At 62.0% G+C, this 21,601-nt stretch carries 25 protein-coding genes; 15 read left to right on the top strand and 10 right to left on the bottom strand.

The genetic code is table 11. The features are described 5' to 3' along the window. Positions 1 to 66 precede the first annotated feature (66 nt). The 3 genes from BMW49_RS07910 to BMW49_RS07900 all read left to right on the top strand — a co-directional run bounded on the left by BMW49_RS07910 (position 67) and on the right by BMW49_RS07900 (position 3,576). Positions 67 to 1,599 (top strand): sigma-54-dependent transcriptional regulator, encoded by a 1,533-nt coding sequence (locus BMW49_RS07910; protein ID WP_069517570.1) that lies wholly within the window; start codon positions 67 to 69, stop codon positions 1,597 to 1,599. Positions 1,600 to 1,967: 368 nt separating this feature from the next. Then, a complete protein-coding gene (locus BMW49_RS07905) occupies positions 1,968 to 3,095 on the top strand; it encodes a saccharopine dehydrogenase NADP-binding domain-containing protein (RefSeq protein WP_069517572.1) in 1,128 nt (375 codons plus the stop codon). A gap of 1 nt (position 3,096) precedes the next feature. Continuing rightward, the gene (locus tag BMW49_RS07900) at positions 3,097 to 3,576 is read left to right on the top strand and encodes a DUF2269 family protein (RefSeq protein ID WP_069517574.1); all 480 of its coding nucleotides are present in this window, start codon (positions 3,097 to 3,099) and stop codon (positions 3,574 to 3,576) included. Positions 3,577 to 3,807: 231 nt separating this feature from the next. Here the strand turns inward: BMW49_RS07900 and BMW49_RS07895 are convergent, their stop codons facing one another. The 5 genes from BMW49_RS07895 to BMW49_RS07875 all read right to left on the bottom strand — a co-directional run bounded on the left by BMW49_RS07895 (position 3,808) and on the right by BMW49_RS07875 (position 7,663). Further along, complete coding sequence (locus tag BMW49_RS07895) at positions 3,808 to 4,719, bottom strand: SDR family oxidoreductase (protein WP_069517576.1); 912 nt, start codon at positions 4,717 to 4,719, stop codon at positions 3,808 to 3,810. A gap of 108 nt (positions 4,720 to 4,827) precedes the next feature. Then, entirely contained in the window at positions 4,828 to 5,358 is a 531-nt protein-coding gene (locus BMW49_RS07890; RefSeq protein ID WP_069517577.1) for a DUF1569 domain-containing protein, read from the bottom strand. After that, on the bottom strand, positions 5,337 to 6,242 hold the full coding sequence (locus BMW49_RS07885) for an alpha/beta fold hydrolase (RefSeq protein WP_069517580.1): 906 nt from the start codon (positions 6,240 to 6,242) through the stop codon (positions 5,337 to 5,339). Before BMW49_RS07885 ends, BMW49_RS07890 begins: the two co-directional genes overlap by 22 nt. Continuing rightward, positions 6,239 to 7,021, bottom strand: coding sequence for a class II aldolase/adducin family protein (locus BMW49_RS07880; protein WP_069517582.1), 783 nt, complete (start codon positions 7,019 to 7,021; stop codon positions 6,239 to 6,241). Before BMW49_RS07880 ends, BMW49_RS07885 begins: the two co-directional genes overlap by 4 nt. A 189-nt stretch (positions 7,022 to 7,210) precedes the next feature. After that, on the bottom strand, positions 7,211 to 7,663 hold the full coding sequence (locus tag BMW49_RS07875; protein ID WP_069517584.1) for a flavodoxin: 453 nt from the start codon (positions 7,661 to 7,663) through the stop codon (positions 7,211 to 7,213). A 102-nt stretch (positions 7,664 to 7,765) separates the two neighbouring features. Here BMW49_RS07875 and BMW49_RS07870 point away from each other — a divergent pair, with 102 nt between their 5' ends. Both BMW49_RS07870 and BMW49_RS07865 read left to right on the top strand, forming a co-directional pair. After that, a complete protein-coding gene (locus BMW49_RS07870; RefSeq protein ID WP_069517587.1) occupies positions 7,766 to 8,218 on the top strand; it encodes a PAS domain-containing protein in 453 nt (150 codons plus the stop codon). A 71-nt stretch (positions 8,219 to 8,289) separates the two neighbouring features. Beyond that, on the top strand, positions 8,290 to 8,910 hold the full coding sequence (locus BMW49_RS07865) for a PilZ domain-containing protein (RefSeq protein ID WP_069517589.1): 621 nt from the start codon (positions 8,290 to 8,292) through the stop codon (positions 8,908 to 8,910). 173 nt (positions 8,911 to 9,083) lie between these two features. Here the strand turns inward: BMW49_RS07865 and BMW49_RS07860 are convergent, their stop codons facing one another. Together BMW49_RS07860 and BMW49_RS07855 are read right to left on the bottom strand one after the other, a co-directional pair. Beyond that, positions 9,084 to 10,859, bottom strand: a complete 1,776-nt coding sequence (locus BMW49_RS07860; RefSeq protein WP_069517591.1) for an acyl-CoA dehydrogenase C-terminal domain-containing protein — start codon at positions 10,857 to 10,859, stop codon at positions 9,084 to 9,086. A gap of 192 nt (positions 10,860 to 11,051) precedes the next feature. Then, on the bottom strand, positions 11,052 to 12,002 hold the full coding sequence (locus BMW49_RS07855) for a MerR family transcriptional regulator (protein ID WP_069517784.1): 951 nt from the start codon (positions 12,000 to 12,002) through the stop codon (positions 11,052 to 11,054). Positions 12,003 to 12,094: 92 nt separating this feature from the next. Between BMW49_RS07855 and BMW49_RS07850 the strand changes: the two genes are divergently transcribed. Both BMW49_RS07850 and BMW49_RS07845 read left to right on the top strand, forming a co-directional pair. Continuing rightward, a complete protein-coding gene (locus BMW49_RS07850) occupies positions 12,095 to 12,523 on the top strand; it encodes a thiol-disulfide oxidoreductase DCC family protein (protein ID WP_083251693.1) in 429 nt (142 codons plus the stop codon). A gap of 236 nt (positions 12,524 to 12,759) precedes the next feature. Then, a complete protein-coding gene (locus tag BMW49_RS07845; protein WP_069517593.1) occupies positions 12,760 to 13,329 on the top strand; it encodes an antibiotic biosynthesis monooxygenase in 570 nt (189 codons plus the stop codon). Positions 13,330 to 13,499: 170 nt separating this feature from the next. Here BMW49_RS07845 and BMW49_RS07840 read toward each other — a convergent pair whose 3' ends face one another. Beyond that, positions 13,500 to 13,793, bottom strand: a complete 294-nt coding sequence (locus BMW49_RS07840) for a DUF6482 family protein (RefSeq protein ID WP_090390895.1) — start codon at positions 13,791 to 13,793, stop codon at positions 13,500 to 13,502. Beyond that, entirely contained in the window at positions 13,790 to 13,915 is a 126-nt protein-coding gene (locus BMW49_RS25315) for a hypothetical protein (protein WP_256539885.1), read from the bottom strand. The genes BMW49_RS07840 and BMW49_RS25315 overlap by 4 nt, the downstream gene beginning before the upstream one ends. Positions 13,916 to 14,064: 149 nt before the next feature. On the opposite strand from BMW49_RS25315, the gene folM reads away from it, so the two are divergent. The 5 genes from folM to BMW49_RS07815 all read left to right on the top strand — a co-directional run bounded on the left by folM (position 14,065) and on the right by BMW49_RS07815 (position 16,463). Next, entirely contained in the window at positions 14,065 to 14,769 is a 705-nt protein-coding gene (gene folM / locus BMW49_RS07835; RefSeq protein ID WP_167362790.1) for a dihydromonapterin reductase, read from the top strand. A 23-nt stretch (positions 14,770 to 14,792) separates the two neighbouring features. Continuing rightward, positions 14,793 to 15,353 (top strand): GTP cyclohydrolase I FolE, encoded by a 561-nt coding sequence (folE, locus tag BMW49_RS07830; protein ID WP_069517597.1) that lies wholly within the window; start codon positions 14,793 to 14,795, stop codon positions 15,351 to 15,353. 2 nt (positions 15,354 to 15,355) lie between these two features. Continuing rightward, a complete protein-coding gene (gene folX, locus BMW49_RS07825; RefSeq protein WP_069517599.1) occupies positions 15,356 to 15,730 on the top strand; it encodes a dihydroneopterin triphosphate 2'-epimerase in 375 nt (124 codons plus the stop codon). Positions 15,731 to 15,831: 101 nt separating this feature from the next. After that, on the top strand, positions 15,832 to 16,125 hold the full coding sequence (locus BMW49_RS07820) for a DUF1244 domain-containing protein (protein WP_069517601.1): 294 nt from the start codon (positions 15,832 to 15,834) through the stop codon (positions 16,123 to 16,125). Further along, positions 16,122 to 16,463 carry a HopJ type III effector protein gene (locus BMW49_RS07815; RefSeq protein ID WP_069517603.1) on the top strand — a complete coding sequence of 114 codons (342 nt, stop codon included), beginning with the start codon at positions 16,122 to 16,124 and terminating at the stop codon, positions 16,461 to 16,463. The genes BMW49_RS07820 and BMW49_RS07815 overlap by 4 nt, the downstream gene beginning before the upstream one ends. Positions 16,464 to 16,667: 204 nt before the next feature. Here the strand turns inward: BMW49_RS07815 and trxB are convergent, their stop codons facing one another. After that, positions 16,668 to 17,615, bottom strand: a complete 948-nt coding sequence (gene trxB / locus BMW49_RS07810; protein WP_069517605.1) for a thioredoxin-disulfide reductase — start codon at positions 17,613 to 17,615, stop codon at positions 16,668 to 16,670. Between the two features lie 249 nt (positions 17,616 to 17,864). Between trxB and cysZ the strand changes: the two genes are divergently transcribed. Genes cysZ through BMW49_RS07795 form a run of 3 tightly spaced genes read left to right on the top strand, consistent with a single transcriptional unit; the run spans position 17,865 to position 21,386 of the window. Then, positions 17,865 to 18,593, top strand: coding sequence for a sulfate transporter CysZ (gene cysZ, locus BMW49_RS07805; protein WP_069517607.1), 729 nt, complete (start codon positions 17,865 to 17,867; stop codon positions 18,591 to 18,593). A 58-nt stretch (positions 18,594 to 18,651) separates the two neighbouring features. Continuing rightward, a complete protein-coding gene (locus BMW49_RS07800; protein WP_069517609.1) occupies positions 18,652 to 20,166 on the top strand; it encodes a flavin-containing monooxygenase in 1,515 nt (504 codons plus the stop codon). A 41-nt stretch (positions 20,167 to 20,207) separates the two neighbouring features. Further along, entirely contained in the window at positions 20,208 to 21,386 is a 1,179-nt protein-coding gene (locus BMW49_RS07795) for a glycosyltransferase family 4 protein (protein ID WP_069517611.1), read from the top strand. Positions 21,387 to 21,601: the final 215 nt, after the last annotated feature.

The raw sequence follows: 21,601 nt of genomic DNA, 5'->3' as shown, positions 1-21,601 counted from the left end.
CCTTGGTTAACTAAGCCCGGCAGACCGGGCATACTGGCGCCCTCGTCCCTGTAGCCCAGTCTCCCCATGCGCATCCACGTCACCTTTATCGACCGCGTCGGCATCACCCAGGAAGTCCTGGCGCTGCTCGGCGGGCGCAATCTCAACCTGGATGCCGTGGAGATGGTGCCGCCCAACGTCTACATCGACGCGCCGACCCTCAGTGCCGAGGTGCTCGATGAGCTGCGCGGCGCGCTGTTCAAGGTGCGCGGGGTAGAGGCGGTGACGGTGGTCGACATCCTCCCGGGCCAGCGCCGCCGCTTGCAGCTCGACGCCCTGCTCGCGGCCATGAGCGACCCGGTACTGGCGGTGGATGGTGAGGGCCGTGTATTGCTGGCCAACCCGGCGCTGGTGTCACTGTGCGAGCGGCCGGTCGAAGGCCTGTCGCTGGCCGAGCTGTTCGGCGACCAGGCCCTGCCCCACACGTTGGTCGAACAGCGCTTTCGCCTGCCGCTGCGTGAGGTCACCCTCAATGGCCAGGCGCTGCTGCTCGATGCCATGCCGATCAGCGAACGCGCCGACGCCGACCTGCTCGCCGGCGGCCTGCTCACGCTCTACGCACCCAGCCGTATCGGCGCCCGGCTGGCGGCGTTGCATCACGACCACGCCGAAGGCTTCGACTCGTTACTCGGCGATTCCGCGCCGATCCGCACGCTGAAAACCCGCGCCCAGCGCGTGGCGGCCCTCGACGCGCCCTTGTTGATCCAGGGCGAAACCGGCACCGGCAAGGAGTTGGTGGCGCGCGCCTGCCATGCCATTAGCACGCGCTGCTCGGCGCCGTTTCTGGCGCTTAACTGTGCGGCATTGCCGGAGAACCTCGCCGAAAGCGAGCTGTTCGGCTATGCACCGGGGGCCTTTACCGGTGCCCAGCGCGGCGGCAAGCCAGGGCTGCTGGAACTGGCCAACCAGGGCACGGTGTTTCTCGATGAAATCGGCGAGATGTCGCCCTACCTGCAGGCCAAGCTGCTGCGCTTTCTCAGCGACGGCACCTTTCGCCGCGTGGGCGGTGAGCGTGAGCTGAAGGTCAATGTGCGCATCCTTAGCGCCACTCACCGCAACCTGGAAAAGATGGTCAGCGAGGGCAGCTTCCGTGAGGACCTGTTCTACCGCCTCAACGTGCTCAATCTGGATGTGCCGCCACTGCGTGAGCGCGGTCAGGACATCCTGCTGCTGGCCCGCCACTTTATGCAGCAGGCCTGCGCGCAGATCCAGCGCCCGCCCTGCCGCCTGGCGCCAGACACCTACCCGGCGCTGCTGGGCAACCGCTGGCCGGGCAACGTGCGGCAATTGCAGAACGTGATCTTCCGCGCGGCGGCGATCTGTGAAAGCAACCTGGTGCAGATCGACGACATGGACATCGCCGGCACCGCCGTGGCGCCCGCGCCCGGTGAGGCGCAAATCGCCAGTCTGGAAAGCGCCGTCGCCGGCTTCGAGAAGGCGCTGCTGGAGAAGCTCTACACCAGCCACCCCTCCACCCGCCAGTTGGCAGCGCGCCTCAATGCTTCCCACAGCGCCATCGCCATGCGCCTGCGCAAGTACGGCATCCCGGGTAAAAACTGATAGCGGTTTACCAGTGAACAGCAGAAAGCGGCCGGGCACTCCCGCTGAAAAAACCCGGAGCGGTAGGGTGGCGTTGAGCGCAGCTATGCCCATCCTACTTACTGACCAAAGATTGCAGCTTTAGTCAGCACCTAGGCGAACGGCAGAAAGCGGCCATTAGCAGTCATTTAAATTGGGAAGAGAAATCTGTCTGCGCTTTAGTTTTCAGCAAACTGCGGTCCCCCTAGGCGATCGCTGCCAGAATTAAACGGCCTCCTACTCGCTGACGCTGATCAGCCTAGCCGCCCCACTTGCTTCGCCCTAGCCTATCGGTGAACCTTGTGCCGTCTTTTCAGACTTGTCATGTCGCACTGTACAAGGAAAGCACAATGGCACTTAGAGTTTTGGTGATCGGCGCCTATGGCAATTTCGGGCGTATCATCAGCAGCCACCTGAACCGAATGCCCGGCGTGGAGCAGATCATCGCCGGTCGCGACGAGCAGAAACTGTCCCAGCGGATCGATGAGCTTCAAACCCCTGCAGGCTCACTCCTTGACAGTTGGTGCGGCGACGCAATGGCGCCAGGATTCACCGATACACTTGAACGGCTAGACATTGATTGGGTGATCCACACCGGAGGCCCTTTCCAGGGCCAGCCCTATACTGTGGCCGAGGCCTGCATCGCCGCTGGCGTGAATTACTGCGACTTGTCCGATTGCCGCTTTTTCGTCAACCGCATCAACAGCCTTGACGAACATGCCCAGCGAAAAGGCGTGGCAATCCTCAGTGGCTGCAGCTCGGTGCCCAGCCTGTCCTCAGCGATCATTGACGAGCAGCGTCATCGTTTCCGACGTATCGATTCAATCGAACATGGCATTTCCTCATCCGCCAAGATGCCGGGCCTTTCTACAGTGGAAGGCGTGCTGGCCTATGCCGGGCGGCCGATTCGCCAGCTACGCGACGGCCGCCCCTGCGACGTCACTGGTTGGCAAGGCCTGGCCTTACGCCGCCTACCCAGTCTTGGTTGGCGCCTACTGGCCAACGTCGACGTGCCGGACATGGACATCTTTGCAACCCGTTATGGCGCCCGCAACTTATCCTTCAAGGCCGGCCCAGGTCTCAAGTCCGGCGCAATAGCAAATGCCCTGCTAGCCCAGGCCGTGAAGAGCGGCCTGGTGCGCAATTCATTGCCCTGGGCCCGACGCCTTCACCAGTGGGGCAGTCGTTTCGAGAGCTGGGGTGATGGTAAGAGTGCGATGTACATCAATGTCCAGGGGATCGGAGACACAGGCCACCCCCTGTCGCTGTCAGTACAGGTTATAGCTCTAGATGACAAAGGCCCCGAAATTCCCAGCTGCGCTGCTGTCGCGCTTATTGCGAAGGTGGTCGGCGGCTATAGGCCAGCACCGGGTGCCCGCCCTTGTGTTGGCGAAATCAACGTCCAAGAATACCTGACTGCCATCGGTGAGCCGGAGAAAGTTCACTACAGTGTGCGCTACCTGGGCAGGACGGCATGATATGGACTACCTACTACTCAAATACCTGCATATCATCGCGGCCATCTTCCTGTTTGGCTTCGGAATGGGCTCCTACCTCTACCTGATTGCAGCCAGTCGAACGGGTGATGCCCGAGTAATCGCTCATGTAACCAGAATGGTGGTTTGCTTTGACACCTGGATCACCACACCAGCAGGCTTCCTTCTACTGGCTTCGGGCTACGCCATGGTCAGGATGGCGGGACTGGACCTTTCCAGCGGCTGGTTGCTGAGCGCGATACTGATTTTCTTCGGCGTCGGTGCGCTGTGGCTGCCCGTGCTGGTACTGCAGAAACGCATGCAAGCGCTGGCGGACCAAGCGGTGTCCCGTGGTACGCCCTTGGGCGACGATTTCATGGCGCTGTATCGGCCTTGGTTATTGATTGGTGTTGCGGGTTTTTCCGGGATGTTCGTGATGGTCCTGGTAATGGTGACGAAAAACTCTCCCTGGCAATGGCTCTGATAGCGTCTAGAGGTCAACAATACAAAGGTACAGACCCCAGCATTGCTGATTCTAAGAGAGGAAAAGGCGACAGAATGATTTAACGGGAAGACTGTCCGCTTCTGGCCGCTTGCAGCCCGTCATCACGACCGTCACTAAAAAAGCAAAGGCCGGCTAAATGCCGGCCTTTGCCTTAAACCTTACGACAGTGAAGTCAACCTACTGGCCGATCGCCCCACCAAAGTAGCGGAGTCAGAGGGCGAACTTCTGCAGGTTGGCCATCATTTCTTTCAGTGCTGCCACGTTATCGGCCGGATGGGCGGCGCCTTCGAAATCACAGATCTGCTGCCAATGCGCGGCCACGTCTTCCGGGCTGAAGCCGGCACGCGGATCAAAACCGGCGCCCAGGCTGCGCTCCCAGCGCACCTTGCCGATCCAGCCGCCACCCACCTCGAACAGCCCGGAAGTGTCCTTGCAGGCTTCGCTGGCCAGGTAGACCACCAACGGGCTGATCAGCTCGGGCTTGAGCTGCTCGAACACCTGCGGCGGGATCAAGCCTTCGGTCATGCGTGTGCCGCCAGTGGGGGCGATGGCGTTGACCAGGATGTTGTTCTTGCGCCCTTCTATGGCCAGGGTGCGGGTCAGGCCATACAGGCCGAGCTTGGCCATGCCATAGTTGGACTGGCCGAAGTTGCCGTAAATACCCGAGGTGGACGAGGTGAAGATGACCCGCCCATAGCCCTGCTCGCGCAGGTGTGGCCAGGCGGCGCGGGTGACCTTGTAGGCGCCCTCGACATGGACCTTGTAGACCAGGTCCCAGTCGCTGTCGTCCATCTTGTGGAAGGTCTTGTCGCGCAAAATGCCGGCGTTGTTGACCACCGCATCGATACGGCCGAAGGCATCCAGCGCATGCTGGACGATCTTGTCGCCATCGGTCACCGAATCATGGTTGGCCACGGCCGTGCCGCCAGCAGCGCGGATTTCTTCGACCACCTTGTCCGCCGCCGAGGCATTGGCACCTTCTCCATGGGTGCTGCCACCCAGGTCGTTGACCACCACGCGGGCGCCCTGCTTGGCGAACAGCAGCGCATGGGCGCGGCCCAGGCCACCTCCAGCTCCGGTGACGATAACAACCTGGTCGTTGAAACGGATGGCGTCGCTCATGCAGCAGCTCCTCGGCAGATTAACAGTGCCCCGAGTGTCCAGCAGACGCGCCGCAGTCACAACCGATACGGGCGCCGCTGAATAGTGCGCGATAACGCAGTGGGATGATCAGGCCAGGCGAATCAGACTCAGATGGTTATACAAATGCAGCACATGGGCCTGGGCGTACTCGCCATGGCTCAGCGCGCCATAGGCAAAATGCGGCTGCAGTTCGCCCTGGTACGCGGCGAAGTCGGCAAAGGCGCGCTGCAGACGCTCGAGTGCCTGCGCCTGAGTAGCAGGTGCATCGAGCGCTGCGGCGCCCGGAATCACCTCATCCAGCGGGTGACGCATCGCCCCGCGGGCGGCAAACACGCTGAAGGCCAGCGGGCCGACGCTGCTGCGAAACCAGGCCGGTTTGAGCTGCGGATAGCCGCTGATGGAATACTCGATGCTCTGCGCGCAGTGGTTGAACACCTCGGCCGGGCTCCAGCCCTTGAGGCTGACCAGCTCGCGCCCGGCCAGGTTCGCCAGTGCCTGCTGCGCCCCAGCCAGGTTCAAGGGCGCAGGTGCGACCCCGCTGGGCAGCGCCCAGAAACCCGCACCCAACAGCATCACGCCGCCGACAGCGGCGCCCTTCAAGACAGTACGTCGTTGCATGCCGCGGCCTCCAGCCGTTGACGAAATGCCAGATAATGCGCCAGCACCAGCGCAGGCGCCTCCGTTTGTGGGTAGTGGCCAATACCTTCGAGCAGAACGGTATCCGCCTCGGCGATCAGCTCGCGGTAACGCGCCACCATATGTGCCCCGGAGATCGGGTCGACGGCCCCATCGATCACCCGCATGGGCACAGCAGTGGCCTGCATGGCGCGGACCCAGCGCTCACGCTGCACGCGGCGTTCAGGCATGTAGCGGATCAGCCGGTGCATCACCGCCGGGCCGTTGTGGCTGGCAATCAGGCTCCAGAAATCGTCCAGCTCCGCCTCGCTTGGCTGCGTCTGCGGGCCGAACACCTTGGCAAAGCTGCCGGCCAGTTTCTGCCGGCTGAACAAGCGGCCGATCAGCGGGCCAATGGGGCTGAGCAGCAGTTTCTGTACGCGTACCGGGTGATGGGTTTCCGGAAACAGCCCGCCATTGAGGAACACACAGCTAGCCAGGGTGATACGCCCTTCCTCGTGTCGCACCAGCAGCTCCTGGGCCACGCTGTCACCGTAGTCATGGGCCAGTACATGCACAGGCGCCAACACATTCAAATGACCCAGCAGTGCCTGTTGCAAATCGGCCTGTTCCAGCAGGCTGTAGGCATGCCCGCGCGGTTTGGCCGAGCCGCCAAAGCCGAGCATGTCACAGGCGATCACCTGGTAGTTTTCGGCCAAGGGCGCCCAGAGGTAATGCCAATCCCAGCTTGCCGTAGGAAAGCCATGGATCAACAGCAGTGGCTCGCCCTGCCCCGCCGTCCAATAGCGCATGGCATGCCCCTGAAAGTCGAAGCTCAGGCCCTGTTCGCGCCAGTTCGCCAAAGCGATTCCCGGCAGCGTACTCATGCGGTATAACCCGGCATCTGCTGGTCGAGCTTGCGCAGCAGCGCTGGCCAGGGCAGCGCGCCGCCCATGCCTTGCGGGGTCTTCATCACCCCGGCGACCATCGCCCGCGCCCCGTCGAGCACGGCCTGGGGAATGTGAATCAGCTCAGCGCCGCCGCCCTGCGCCATGACCTGAATCTCGCAGGCACGCTGCAGGATAAACATCATCAGGAAGGCATCGGCGATGCTCCCGGCAGCCGTCAGCAACCCATGGTTGGGCAGGATCATAAAGTTCTTGTCGCCCAGGTCCGCCTGCAGGCGCGCCTTCTCGTCGTGGTTCAGGGCCACGCCTTCATAACCGTGATAGGCCAGGCTGGCGAGCACGAACAGCGACTGCTGGGACAACGGCAACAGACCCTGCTTCTGCGCGGACACCGCGATACCAGCGGCGGTATGAATGTGCAGCACGCAGGCGACATCGTGGCGCACCTCATGCACGGCACTGTGGATGGTGTAGCCGGCCGGGTTGATGTCGAACGGGCTGTCCATCAGCTTGTTGCCGACCAGGTCGATCTTCACCAGGCTGGAGGCAGTGATCTCGTGGAACATCAGGCCGTAGGGGTTGATCAGGAAATCTTCGGTGCCGGGAATCTTCGCCGATATATGGGTGAAGATCAGGTCATCCCAGCCATACAGGGCGATCAGCCGGTAGCAGGCGGCCAGATCGACACGGGCCTGCCATTCGGCAGCGGATACCTGATCCTGCAGGCTGAGACTGGGCAGTGCATGGGCAGCAGTCATCACAAAACCTCGGCATTCTTGTTATAGGAACACCGAGTTTAGCGAGGATGGCGGTAAAGGTAAGTTGCCGCGTCAGCCAGCTTGCTGACGTTGCAGGCCACTGCGACTGTACTGCCGCGCCCTGCAGAGCTGTTGACGCGAAGCCTGATCACTCACGTTGAGTGGCGGCCATTCACCGCCCGGATACGATCAGCCGCGCAGGGCGCTGATCAGTTCATCAAGCCAGGGCTCGGCATCGCTTTCCGGGGTCACGCTTTCGCTGCTGTCCAGGCGTAGCATGGGCACGACCTCGCGGATGCCCAGTTCCGCGTATAACTCACGAACCAGCTCACCACCGCCACAAAAGGTATCGCCGTAGCTGGAGTCGCCCAGCGCCAGCACGGCGCCAGGCAGGCCGGACCAGCCGGGCAGCAGGTCGCGAATACTGTGGTAGAGCGGCTGCAGATTATCCGGCAGCTCGCCCATACCGGTGGTCGAGGTCACCACCAGAAAGGCCTCGGGCGCGAATGCCTGCAGGGCGGCAAGATCGGCACGCGGGTCATGCCAGGCTTGGAAACCGGCGGCATTCAACAAGCCCTGAGCATGGCGGGCAACCTCTTCGGCCGTGCCATAGACAGAACCGGACAGGATGGCGACTTTCATGAACTACTCCGCAACATAGAGAAATCGCCGGGCATTATGCCGCAAGTAGACAGTGCGCCCGGATGTTTTAGAATGCAGCGACTCGGACTGGGATATCACCTAATGATCAACGCCAAATTATTGCAGCTGGTGGTCAACGCCTCGAATGACGGTATCGTGGTTGCCGAGCAAGAGGGCGACGACAACATCCTGATCTACGCCAACGCCGCGTTCGAGAAACTCACCGGCTACGCCAGTGAAGACATCCTTTATCAGGATTGTCGCTTTCTCCAGGCCGGTGACCGCAACCAGGCAGGCCTGGACGCGATTCGCGAGGCGGTAAAGAACAACGCTCCGTGCCGGCAGATCATCCGCAACTACCGCAAGGATGGCAGCCCGTTCTGGAACGAGCTATCGATCACCCCGGTGTTCAACGAGGGCGATCAACTGACCTATTACATTGGCATCCAGAAGAACGTCACCGAACAGGTCGAAGCCCAGCAACGGGTCATCGAACTGGAAGCCGAAGTTGCAGCCCTGCAGGCCGAACTCGCGCAATTACGGACGAACGGCTGAACCTTTCGCAAAACGAATCTCAACTGCAATGGTCACACAGGTTCTAGCCCTACTTGCGTGCAGAATCGACCATGCAGACTCAAACCCTTCTCACCCAGGACGAACTGGACTTTATCCAGCACTTGAGTTCGCGCACCCAGCAACGTGAGGCGCCGCAAGCGCCCGCAGCGGGGCTGCAAGTGGATGCCGGGCGTCAGGTCACCGAGTTACTGGCCCATTGCGCTGCCAATGAACAGCTGACCATCGAGGCGCATTTCGAAGATCAGCGCCTGACCTTCACCCCGCATCTGACTGAAGACGCTAACCACGGCCAGCACCTGGCTTTGGGCACTCCGCAGATCTTCGAACAGGGCTCCACCGAACGCCCCTGGCGCCTGACCCTCGATAGCCCTATTGCGCTGTGCGACAGCCTTGGCCACGCCAGCGGGCTCTGGGTGCATGAGCTGTCGCTCAATGGCGCTCTGGTAGAAGTGCGCGGCCGCGCGATAGAAACCGCACCGCGCCGCTTCACCCTCGCCCTCAAGCTTGGCGAACAACACCTGGTTGACGTACAGGGTTACCTGATCCGCAAAGCCACCGGCGGCCGCGTGGCCTACCGCCTTGCGCCGCTGGATGCACCAGCCCGCGAACAGCTGCAGCAGTTCATCTACCAGCAGCATCGCCAACGCTACCCGCAAGCCCACCACCGCTAGGGTCTGTCGACGTTTCGTCGCGAGCCGCGAACGATACGTCAACAGACCCTAAGACAAAAAAAAGACCCGCCAGTTGGCGGGTCAAGCTTGCAGGGACTGAACTCCCTTTGGGGAATAAAAAGATCCGGCAGCCGAAAAATGCTCGAGAGCATGGCTACCGGATTGCGCAGTCGTTAAGCGAACTCCTCGTCGCTGAATGCCATCAGGGTCGCCTTGCCGGCCTTGACCTCAGCCAGCAGGCTGTCGGTCTCGGTCAGTACGCGGGCCATAAAGAAGTCGGCTGATTTGAGCTTGGCGCCATAGAACGCGGTTTCGCTGCTGCCCTCGCTCAAACGTGCCTGGGCCACCGCCGCCATACGCGCCCACATCCAGGCCAGGCTGGTCAGGGCGAATAGACGCAGGTAAGGCGTTGCCGCCGCGCCCGCTTGCTCGGGGTCTTTCATCCCCTCGCTGGCGACCCATAGCGTCGCTTGTTGCAACTGCTTGAGCGCCGCACCTAGCTTCTCGCCGTGGGCTGAATCCGGGTTGGCCTTGAGCCAACCTTCGATCAGGGCGAAGTAATTGCGCACGGCACGGCCACCACCCAGAGCCAGCTTGCGCCCTACAAGATCGAGCGCCTGGATGCCATTGGTGCCTTCGTAAATACGGGTGATGCGCGCGTCACGGACCAGTTGTTCGATGCCCCAGTCCTCGGTATAGCCTGAGCCGCCGAGCACCTGGAGACCATCGTTGGCGCAATTGAAGCCTTCGTCGGTGAGGAATGCCTTGACCACCGGGGTGAGCAGTTGCACCAGGTCATCGGCGCGCTCACGCTCTTGTGGGTCCTCATGATCATGGGCAACGTCTTCGTGCAGACCGGTAAAGTAGGCCAAGGCACGCCCACCTTCGATCATCACCTTCTGACGCAGCAGGTTGCGCCGCACGTCAGGGTGCACGGTAATCGGGTCAGCCGGTTTATCGGGCGCCTTGGGGCCAGACAATGAACGGCTCTGCAGGCGCTCGCGGGCAAAACCCAAGCTGATCTGATACGCCGTCTCGGCCAGACCCAGGCCTTGCATACCGACCATCAGCCGCGCGGAGTTCATCATGGTGAACATGCAGCGCAGGCCCTTATTGACCTCGCCGACCAACCAGCCCTGGGCGCCCTCGAAATTCATTACACAGGTGGCGGAGCCCTTGATGCCCATCTTGTGTTCCAGACCGCCGCAGAACGCCGGGTTGCGGCTGCCATCATCGAGCACCTTGGGCACCAGAAACAGAGAAATGCCTTTCACGCTATCCGGCGCATCCGGCAGCTTGGCCAGTACGAGATGGAGAATGTTGTCGACCAGATCGTGCTCGCCGCCAGTGATCCAGATCTTGGTGCCGCTGATGGCGTAGCTACCATCTGCCTGAGGAACCGCACGCGTGCGGATCAGCCCCAGGTCAGTGCCACATTGCGGCTCGGTCAGGCACATGGTGCCGGTCCATTCCCCGCTGATCAGCTTGGGCAGGTGGCGGGTCTGCAACTCCGGCGTGCCGTGGGCAGTCAGTGCGTTGATTGCACCGTGGGTCAGGCCTGGGTACATGCCGAGTGACAGGTTGGCCGAACACACCATCTCCTCGACCATCATGTTCAGTACATGGGGCAAGCCCTGGCCGCCGAATTCGGTGCTGCACGCCAGTGCCGTCCAGCCACCTTCGGCGAACTGCTTGTAGGCCTCACGGAAACCGTCCGGTGCTTTGACTGAATGGGACTGCGGGTCATAACGGCAGCCCTGCTTGTCACCGGGACCGTTTAGTGGCGCCAGCACGTTTTCTGCGAGCTTGGCTGCCTCTTCCAAAATGGCGCCACCGAGATCGTTTCCGAACTCGCGCTGACTAGGCAGCGACTGCAAGGTGGCATAAGCATTCAACACTTCGTCGAAGACGAAACGCATATCACGAAGCGGAGCACGATAATGAGACATGAGTACGTTCCTGGTAGGCGCTATCTATACAACGAGCTGCTATGTACAGCTTTTGTATAGCTAACCAGGGAGCTTTGCAATCTTTTTTGTACAAGCCGTACAAGTATCTCCAACATCCGACGGAATACACGCGCAGCCGAACGCACACTGCAGCTCGCTGCAATGGGTACGACAGACCACAGTTAACGGACTTCAGGTATCGAGATGGCCGGCGAGAAACTGCTGCAAGCGGCGTTGCATCAGTCGCCCTTCATTACCCAGGCAGGCAATCGGAGAGCCGCTAACGCTTTCTTCCAGCAAATCGGAACCATCGCCGGCAATCACCAGCGGGCAGTCCAGCGCCAGCGCCAAACGGGCCAGTACACGCGGCATGTCCTCGGCCGGCGGCTGATTGGAAAACAGCACCAGGGCCTGGGGCTGCACCTTTTCGCAGACCAGCGCCAGCTCCTCCAGGGGCTGACCGAGACCGAGCGCGCTCACCGCCACTTCGGAACTGCTCATCAACAAGCCAGCTACCAGCAGTTCCAGCTCGCGGCAATGGCCCGGCAGCGCTGCCAAGAGCACTCGTTCTTCAGCCTGCACACGGCCGATTTGCAGGCGCTGCAGAGTGCGAGCACGCAGGAATGCATCGAAAAACAGCCATTCGCTGGTCTGCCCGAACTCATCCTGACGGATCAGCAGCTCCTGCCACAACGGCATGAGAATGTCCTGAAACACCACCACCAGGGGATAGCTGGAGAACACCTGGCCATACAGCCGCTCCAGGCGCACATCGTCGAACGCGGCAATAGCCTGGCGCAGCTGGGTTTGCCATTCGGCCCACTCACCCGCGGTGACTTCCTCGTACACCGGTGAAGTCGGCACCTTGGTCGCACTTTTGGCGAGGATCTTGCCCACCTTGCTGACCGCCACTCCCCGCTCGATCCACGCCAGGATGCTGCGCACAGACTCGATATCCGCCAGAGAATAGAGGCGATGCCCACTTTCGGTACGGGTCGGCTGGATCAAGCCGTAACGACGCTCCCAGGCACGCAACGTCACCGGATTGACTCCGGTCAGGCGCGAAACCTCGCGAATGGGAAACAGTTCTTCCTGTTTGAGGGCACTCGAAACCACGGACGAAGCACCAACGAGACTGGACATAGGCGGCGGGATCATCAGATGAAATGCGTGACGCATTGTAACGCAGGCTCAAGCGCCATACATTGTACAAAACATGTACAGGTAATTAGACAATGAAGATCAAGCCCGTTTGGCCCCTGACGCTCTACTACGACGGTGACTGCCCGTTGTGCGCACGGGAGATACGCCTACTGCGCCAGCATGCCGCCGGCAGTGATCGCCTAACGCTGATCGACATCAGCCTGCCGCCCTTCGAAGCAAGCGCCATCGGTGTCACCCAGCAAGCACTGCAAGATCTCTTGCACGCACGCTTTGCCGACGGCCAGTGGGTCACCGGCCTTGATGCCACGCTCTGGAGCTGGCGCGCAGCCGGGCTTGGCCGTTGGGCCGCGCCGCTGACCTGGAAGCCGCTGCGCCCTCTTTTCGAGCTGGGCTATCGCCTGTTCTGCCTCGCCCGGCCGCACCTTAACTGGCTGCCGCACCCAGACGGTGCAAAACGCTGCGCGATCAAGCCTGGGACGAACGGCAAACGCGACTGCTGATGCGCCCATAGCGCCGTGCCACGAATAATCTATCGCTTTCTGTGGGAAGGGCCGAGCGGCGCCCGCCCCCTCCCACCTAACCTGGCCTTGACCTGACACTTACTGCTTTTCGCGGGGCTGGCGCTTTTCGGTAAAACCGGAATAATCCTTGCCTGTATAAACGCGTCGCTCACCATCCCGAGCGGCGTGAAGCGCATGCCCCACCCCGGCGCGCGCCTGGCCTTTGGAGATACACAATGTCTGCAGAACCCGTCACCCTTATGGTGGCGCGCCGCGTCGCCAGCGGCCGCTATCACGACCTGCTCGCCTGGCTGCATGAAGGCGAACGCCTGGCCACCGACTTTCCCGGTTATCTGGGCTCCGGCGTTCTGGCGCCCCCGCCTGGCGATGATGAATTCCAGATCATATTCCGCTTTACCGATGCCGACACCATGGCGGCCTGGGAGCACTCGGCCTCGCGCAGCGCCTGGCTCGAGCGCGGCAGCGGCCTGTTCGCGCAACCCCACGAGCACCGTGCGGTAGGGCTTGATGCCTGGTTTGGCGCTGCTCATCGACAACCACCGCGCTGGAAACAAAGCGTGGCGATCTGGCTGGCGTTCTTTCCAGTGTCCCTGGCCTTCAACCTGCTGTTTGGCGGCTGGCTGAACGATTTGCCGTTGGTCGTCCGCGTACTGCTCAGTACCCTGGCGCTGACCCCACTGATGACCTACCTGTTTATCCCACTGTCCACTCGCCTGTTGGCGCCCTGGCTGCTTGCCTCGCGCCAAACCACAGTGCGCAGCCGCCCCGCACTGCACAAAGGCTAAGGTCTGGCGCCGCATGTCGCGCCGATGAATAAGGCCTGCGTTGCGACCACCATTCGCCGCGAGGCGCGGCTCCCACAAGAAAGCGCGCCACGCCAGTCTCCATGTAGGAGCCCCGCCTCGGGGCGAAGCTTTTCACGGCAGCGCGGCGTGCGGCGGAACCTCTAAAACACCTAGGACAGAGGCAGTCGCAACCCCGGATCGGCCTGCTGCAGCGCAGGCCGACCGATGATTTCGTCGTGACTCTCGGGCTGTAACAGCAGCACCTCGCGCACACCGCAGCGGCGCAAGCGCGCCTTGAGCAGTGGCAGGCTCGTCCACAACGCCCCACCAGCAGCGGCAAACACCTCACGCCTGCCGTCAGCCAGGTACACCTGTGCGGCGTAGCCACTGCAGCGCAGGGAGCGAACCTCCACACGCGCAATCCGCCCCTGCCACCTCGCCAGCATCAGTTGCAGCCGTGTCATAAAGCCTCCAAAGCTGTACAAGAATTAAAGATGTACAGCATAAATACACCTTTTCCACCACCAGCAAAAGCACTAAAAATGCCATAAGAGTCAATGAAATAGCCTAATTCTACAGAAGCCATAGATTAACCTTACACGAGCAATGGTTGTACAAACCCCATGACTGGTATAACTTTAATCCCGGTTCAGTCGACGCCGCGTGTTACTGGTCAGGTATCCGGCGCGGCGTTGCTGGACCCACCCTTTTTCTGCAGCCGAGCCTGTCATGAGCCTGCCTCCCGCTCCCATTCTGATTACCGGTGCCAGCCAGCGTGTCGGCCTGCATTGCGCCCAGCGCCTGCTGGACGAAGGTCAGCCGGTGATCGTGACCTATCGCCGGGAGCGTGACGGCATCGAGGCGCTGTGTGAACGAGGCGCCCTGGCTCTGCAAGCCGACTTCAATGACGAAGCCAGCATTCTGGCGTTTATCGACACACTCAAGCAGCACACCAGCCGCCTGCGCGCCATCGTGCACAACGCATCCGACTGGCTGAGCGAGGCGCCCGGTGAAGAAGCTGCGGCCTTCACCCGCCTGTTCACCGTGCACATGCTCGCGCCATATTTAATCAACCTGCATTGCAGCGAGCTGCTGCGCCACGGCGGCCCGGCCGACATCGTCCATATCAGCGACGACGTCGCGCGCAAAGGCAGCGCCAAGCGCCCGGCCTACTGCGCCAGTAAAGCTGGTCTGGACAGCCTGACACTGTCGTTCGCCGCGCGCCTCGCGCCGCAGATCAAGGTCAACGGCATTGCCCCGGCACTGATCATGTTCAACCCCGAGGATGACGCGGCTTACCGCGCCAAGACCCTCGAAAAATCTGCATTGGGCATCGAGCCCGGCCCCGAGGTCATCTATCAGAGCCTGCGCTATTTGCTCGATAGCCCGTACGTCACCGGCACCACCTTAACTGTCAACGGCGGCCGCCACCTCAAGTGAGGCTGGCCCGCGAGGAAAATAAAATGAGCGAACAACTGTCTGGCCACTACCGCGAGATCCTGCTTGGCCTGGGTGAAAATCCCGAGCGTGAGGGGCTACTCGACACGCCCAAGCGGGCGGCGAAAGCGATGCAGTACCTCTGCCATGGCTACCAGCAGACCCTGGAGCAGATCGTCAACGGCGCGCTGTTCGAGTCGGACAACGATGAGATGGTGATCGTGCGCGACATCGAACTGTACTCGCTGTGCGAGCACCACATGCTGCCCTTTATCGGCAAGGCCCACGTGGCCTACATCCCGACCGGCAAGGTCCTGGGCCTGTCCAAGGTGGCGCGCATCGTCGACATGTTCGCCCGCCGCCTGCAGATCCAGGAGAACCTCACCAAGCAGATTGCCGATGCCATCCAGCAGGTAACCAACGCCGCCGGCGTTGCCGTGGTGGTCGAAGCCAAGCACATGTGCATGATGATGCGTGGCGTGGAGAAGCAGAACTCGGTGATGACCTCCTCGGTCATGCTCGGCGCCTTCCGCGAGTCGTGCAACACTCGCCATGAATTCCTGCAACTGATCGGACGGGGTAAGTAAGCATGCCCAGACTGGAACCTGGAATGGCGCGGATTCGGGTCAAGGACCTGCGCCTGCGCACCTTCATCGGCATTAAGGAAGAGGAGATCAACAACAAGCAGGACGTGTTGATCAACCTGACCATCCTGTATCCGGCTGTCGACGCGGTGCGCGATAACGACATCGATCACGCACTCAACTACCGCACCATCACCAAGGCGATCATTCAGCACGTCGAAGGCAATCGCTTCGCCCTGCTCGAACGCCTGACCCAGGAAATCCTCGACCTGGTCATGGACCACACGGCCGTGCGTTATGCCGAAGTGGAAGTCGACAAGCCCCACGCCCTGCGCTTTGCCGAATCGGTGTCGATCACCCTAGCCGGACACCGCGACTGAGCCAGACGCGGTGCTGTGCCCGGTTCGGCGAGCACGGTATGATCGCGCCAGCGGCCATACGGCCCCGCGCGCCATCCAGACTGACCTGAACGAGCATTACCATGACCGACCAAGAACGCCTCGAACTCGAAGCCGCCGCCTTCCGCAGCCTGGTGCAGCACCTGCGCAGTCGGCCCGACGTGCAGAACATCGACATGATGAACCTGACGGGTTTCTGCCGTAATTGCCTGTCGAAATGGTACAAGGCCGCCGCCGACGACCTCGACCTGAGCGTCAGCCCGGACGAGGCCCGCGAAGTCATCTACGGCATGCCCTACAGCGAATGGAAGAGCAAATATCAGCGTGAAGCCACGCCCGAGCAGCAGGCCGCATTCGCCAAGGGCAACAAGGCATGAGTGCCCTGCAGCAGTTTCGCGCCCGCCTCGGTGACCCAGCGTTCGCTTTCGCCGAAACCCTGGCGTTCGTTGCCGCGCATTACGATTATCAGTCGAGCGCTTTTCGCAATGGCCCAGTGGCCAGTGACGCCGGACAGAATGAAGGCTCGTGCAAGACCCTGGGCCTGGCCCTGCTCGAAGGCCTGAGCCTGGAAGAAACCCTGCAGTGCTTTGGCGAGCACTACCGCAGTGTCCTGGCTACACCCGAAGGGAGCGACCACGCCAATATTCGCGCACTGATGCAACATGGCCTGGCGGCCGTGCAGTTCGAACAAGCACCGCTGCGCGCCAAAGCCTGACACCAGCCCCGAACACAAAAACGCCGCAGGCCCAACACTGGACCTGCGGCGTTTTTATGGATGGCTGCCGAATGCTTTGGGACAGGTGCCGTCAAAAGCCGGTGCGCACAGCGCACCCTACGGCGTCTCGAGGCAACCGTAGCCTGGGTCGAGCGAAGCGACACCCGGGACCACCTGTTTACCAAGTAAAGCCCTGTGCAAGCGTTACAGGCCGTCGAGATAGCGCTCCACATCCAACGCGGCCATGCAGCCAGCGCCTGCCGAGGTGATCGCCTGACGGTAGACCGAGTCGGCCACATCGCCGGCTGCGAATACACCGGGGATATTGGTCGCAGTGGCATTGCCATCGCGCCCGCCATTGACCACCAGGTAGCCATCCTTGAGCGTCAGCTGCCCTTCGAACAGTGCCGTATTGGGGGTATGGCCGATGGCGACGAACAGCCCGTCGACCTTGAGGTCTTCCAGCCGGTCATCCTTGTAGCGGATACGCACACCGGTGACGCCCATGTCATTGCCCAGCACCTCATCCACTTCGGCATGCAGCCTGAGCACGATCTTGCCCTCTGCCACCCGTGCCTGCAGTTTGTTTTGCAGAATCTTCTCTGCCCGGAAACTGCCACGACGGTGCACCAGGGTGACCTTGCTGGCGATGTTGGCCAGGTACAGCGCTTCCTCCACTGCGGTATTACCGCCCCCGACCACGGCCACTTCGCGATTGCGATAGAAGAACCCATCGCAAGTCGCGCAGGCCGAAACACCCTTGCCCATAAACCGCTCCTCACTGGACAGACCCAGGTAGCGCGCACTGGCACCGGTGGCGATGATCAAGGCATCACAGCTATAGGTGGCGTTGTCACCGACCAGGGTAAACGGCTTGCCGGCCAGGTCCACCGCGTTGATATGGTCGAAGATGACCTCGGTCTCGAAGCGCTCGGCATGGGCCTGCATGCGCTCCATCAGCGCCGGCCCGGTGAGCCCATGGGCGTCACCCGGCCAGTTATCCACCTCGGTGGTCGTGGTCAGTTGACCACCGGCCTGCAAGCCGGTGATCAGCAGCGGTTTGAGATTAGCGCGAGCGGCATACACAGCGGCGCTGTACCCGGCCGGCCCAGACCCCAGAATGATGACCCGAGCATGGCGTGCAGCAGACATGTACAACTCCTGCCGGCGCGGGCCGGCGTTGAATAAAAGGGGACGCACCAAAGCCTGGGGAAGGCATGCATGCGGAACGTCCCGGGAAACGGCTGTCGAATGCCGGCAAGCCTACGCAGGCCCTTTGCACAACGGAAATACCCATTACCAATGCGTGACATAGAGGCACCCTATGGCTCGCCACAGCGGTGTCATGAAGGCCTCCCGCAAAGCCGGTATGATCGCGCCATTACTTCCTTGGAGCTCCCTATGCCCGCCCCCGTCCTGACCGGCCCACAATACCTCGGTGAAGGCCTGAAACTGGTGCTCAGCCCTGGCCTGCGGCTGTTCGTCCTGCTGCCGCTGACCATCAATCTGGTGCTGTTTATCGGGATCATCAGTGTCGCGATGCAGCAGTTCGGCGGCTGGGTCGACACCTTTATGCCCACACTGCCAACCTGGCTGGCGTTTCTCGAATACCTGCTGTGGCCGCTGTTCGTGGTGCTGGTACTGCTGATGGTGTTCTTCACCTTCACCCTGCTGGCAACCATCATCGCCGCGCCGTTCAACGGCTTTCTCGCGGAAAAGGTCGAGACGGTGGTGCGCGGCGAAGACGTCTCTCCCCCATTCAGTTGGCGAGAACTGATCGCCATGGTGCCGCGCACCCTGGGCCGCGAAATGCGCAAGCTCGGCTACTTTCTGCCGCGCGCCCTGGGCTTGCTGATTCTCTCGTTCATTCCAGTGGTCAACCTGATCGCCGCACCGCTGTGGGTGCTGTTCGGTATCTGGATGATGGCCATCCAATACATCGATTACCCCGCAGACAACAACAAGATGAGCTGGCAAGACATGCTCGCCTGGCTTCGGGAGAAGCGCTGGCAGAGCCTGGGCTTTGGTGGCGCCACCTACCTGGCCCTGCTGGTACCCGGCCTGAACGTACTGATGATGCCAGCGGCGGTGGCGGGTGCGACGCTGTTCTGGGTGCGCGAGCGCGGTTGACGAGCGGCGTGTTCAGCCGCTTCACTGCAACTCATGCCCTCAATCTGCGGGACACACCATGACCGCCCACGCCGCGGACGAAACTCTGGATATGCTGATTGTCGGTGCCGGAATCTCCGGGATCGGCATGGCCTGCTACCTCGAACGCCTGCGCCCCAACACGCGCTACCAGATTCTCGAAGCGCGCGAGGACCTGGGCGGCACCTGGGACCTGTTCCGTTACCCAGGCATTCGCTCGGACTCCGACCTGTATACCTTCGGCTTCGCTTTCAAGCCATGGACGGGTGACAACGCCATCGCTGATGCGGCCTCGATCCTGCGCTACCTGCGCGAAACCACGGTGGAATATCAACTCACACGCCATATCCGCTACGGCCAACGCGTACAGAGTGCCAACTGGTGCAGCGAGCGGGCCTGCTGGGAGGTGATCGTCGAGGACCTGGCGACCCGCGAGCAACGCAGCCTGAGTTGTCGCTGGCTGTTCAGCGCCGCCGGCTACTACCGCTACGAAGCCGGCTATACACCGTCATTTCCAGGCATCTCGCGTTTTAGCGGGCCAGTGATCCACCCGCAACAGTGGCCCGCCGAGCTCGACTACGCCGGCAAACGCATTGTCGTGATCGGCAGCGGCGCAACCGCCGTAACACTGGTGCCGACCCTGGCAAAGACCGCCGGCCATGTCACCCTGCTGCAACGCACGCCCTCGTACGTGCTCAGCCAACCGGCCCAGGACCGTGTCGCGCTGTGGCTGCGCAAAGTGCTGCCGGCCATGCCCGCCTATCGCCTGAGCCGCTACAAGAATGCCCGCCTGGCCCTGCTGTTCTGGCGTTTCTGCCGCCGCTTCCCGACGGCGGCGCGGCGGCTGATCCACTACCTGACACGCCGGGCGTTGCCCGCTGCCTATCCCGTAGACGAGCACTTCAACCCGCCCTATCAACCCTGGGACCAGCGCCTGTGCCTGATCCCCGATGGTGATCTGTTCAAGGCCCTGCGCGACGAGTCGGCCTCCATCGTCACCGAGCAGATCGCCACCTTCACGGAGACCGGCATCACCCTGCAATCAGGTAAGACCCTGGAGGCCGATATCATCGTGACCGCCACCGGCCTCGATGTGCAGCTATTTGGTGGCATCCAGCTCAGCGTCGACAGGCAACCTGTGATCTGGAAGGACAAGGTGGCCTACAAGGGCATGATGCTCTCAGAGGTGCCCAACTTCGCCTTCGCCCTGGGTTACACCAATGCCTCCTGGACCCTCAAGGTCAGCCTGCTGTGCGAGCACTTCTGCCGCCTGCTGGCGCACATGGAGGCGCACCAATACAGCGTTTGCTGCGCCAAACCGCCTGCCAATCTACCCACCCGTCCCTTGCTGGATTTTGCCGCCGGTTACGTGCAACGCGCCTTGGACAGCGTCCCGCGGCAAGGCTATTGGGAGCCCTGGCTGATGTCGATGGACTACTTCGATGACATCAAGCGCCTGCGCAAGGAACCGGTCACCCACCCGGATTTGCACTTTTCCAGCTCAAACGGCAAACCGCCTGGGCCGGCAACCGACGGTCATGCAAACGCAACATAAGTGTCACGCGGCCTACACTGGCCAGGCGCACAGTGACCCATATGAATCAAGCCCCCCTGTTCGTCGCTTTGATCAGCGAAACCTACGCGCCGGAAGTCAACGGCGTCGCCAACACCCTGGCCCACCTGGTGACAGGCTTGCGTGCTCGCCAGCACCGCGTGCAACTGGTGCGTCCACGCCAGGGCCAGGAACTGCCACTGCGCAGCGATGACCAGTTGCTTACCCGCGGCTGGCCGTTGCCGGGTTATCCGGGGCTGCAATGGGGCCAATCGTCGATGCATACGCTGCTGCGCCACTGGCGCCGGCAGCGCCCGGATGTGCTCTATATCGCCACTGAAGGCCCGCTCGGGCTGTCTGCCCTGCGCGCCGCGCGGCGCCTGGGGATTCCGGTGGTCAGTGGTTTTCATACCAACTTCCAGCATTACACCGGGCACTATGGCCTGAGCCTGCTGACCCGCTTGATGACCCAGTACCTGCGCTGGTTTCACAGCCGCACCCAGGTCACCCTGGTGCCCAGCGCCAGCCAGCATCTGGAGCTGACCCGACGCGGCTTCGAGCGCCTGGCGCTGATGGCCCGCGGGGTCGACAGCCAGCTGTTCCACCCGTCTCGGCGCTCGGCCGCGCTGCGTGCGCACTGGGGCCTGGACGAACAGGCGATTGCCGTGGTGCATGTCGGGCGCCTGGCAGCCGAGAAAAACCTTGGCCTGCTGGTAACCTGCTTTCGCGCCCTGCAGCAGCGTTACCCGCAGCGCCAGCTGCGCCTGATTCTGGTGGGGGATGGTCCACAGCGCGCCTGGCTGCAAGCCCAGGTGCCGGAGGCACACTTTGCCGGCGTGCAACGCGGCGATGCCCTGGCCAGCCACTATGCCTCCGCCGATCTGTTCCTCTTTCCCAGCCTGTCGGAGACCTTCGGCAACGTGGTGCTTGAGGCACTGGCCAGCGGCCTCGGCGTGGTGGCCTACGATCAGGCCGCAGCGGCCCAGCACATCCGCCATGGCCACAACGGTGCACTGGCCAGCAGCGCTGATGCCGAGGAATTTATCGAGGCCGCCGGCTGGCTTCTGGAAACCCCGGAAACCCTGCGCCGCGTGCGCCTCAACGCGCGCCAGCACGCCGCCCGACAAGGCTGGCCGGCCATCGTCGAGCAGTTCGAGCGACACCTCTACAGCGCCCTCAAACCCGCCAATCCCGTACCGGCCGGGCACGCGGAGCCGCGCTAGGGTCGCGACACACGTAATAGGCCATGCCCCAACTGGCTGTTGTAGCCCTGCAGCGCCTGTGTGAACCCCCGAACACGCGTAAGAGCCCCGCCTCGGGGCGAATCGATTGCAGCCATTGCGCAAAATCGGCTGTGCCCATGGCATTCGCCGCGGGGCGCGGCTCCTACAGAAAGCATCGTTGCCGCGCAGAACATAACGAAATGATAGGTCCCTAT

This window comes from Pseudomonas cuatrocienegasensis (genome assembly GCF_900110925.1).
Taxonomy (GTDB): domain Bacteria; phylum Pseudomonadota; class Gammaproteobacteria; order Pseudomonadales; family Pseudomonadaceae; genus Aquipseudomonas; species Aquipseudomonas cuatrocienegasensis.
The sequence above is the reverse complement of the archived record's forward strand: the minus strand, read 5'-3'. Positions and strand labels throughout refer to the sequence as shown.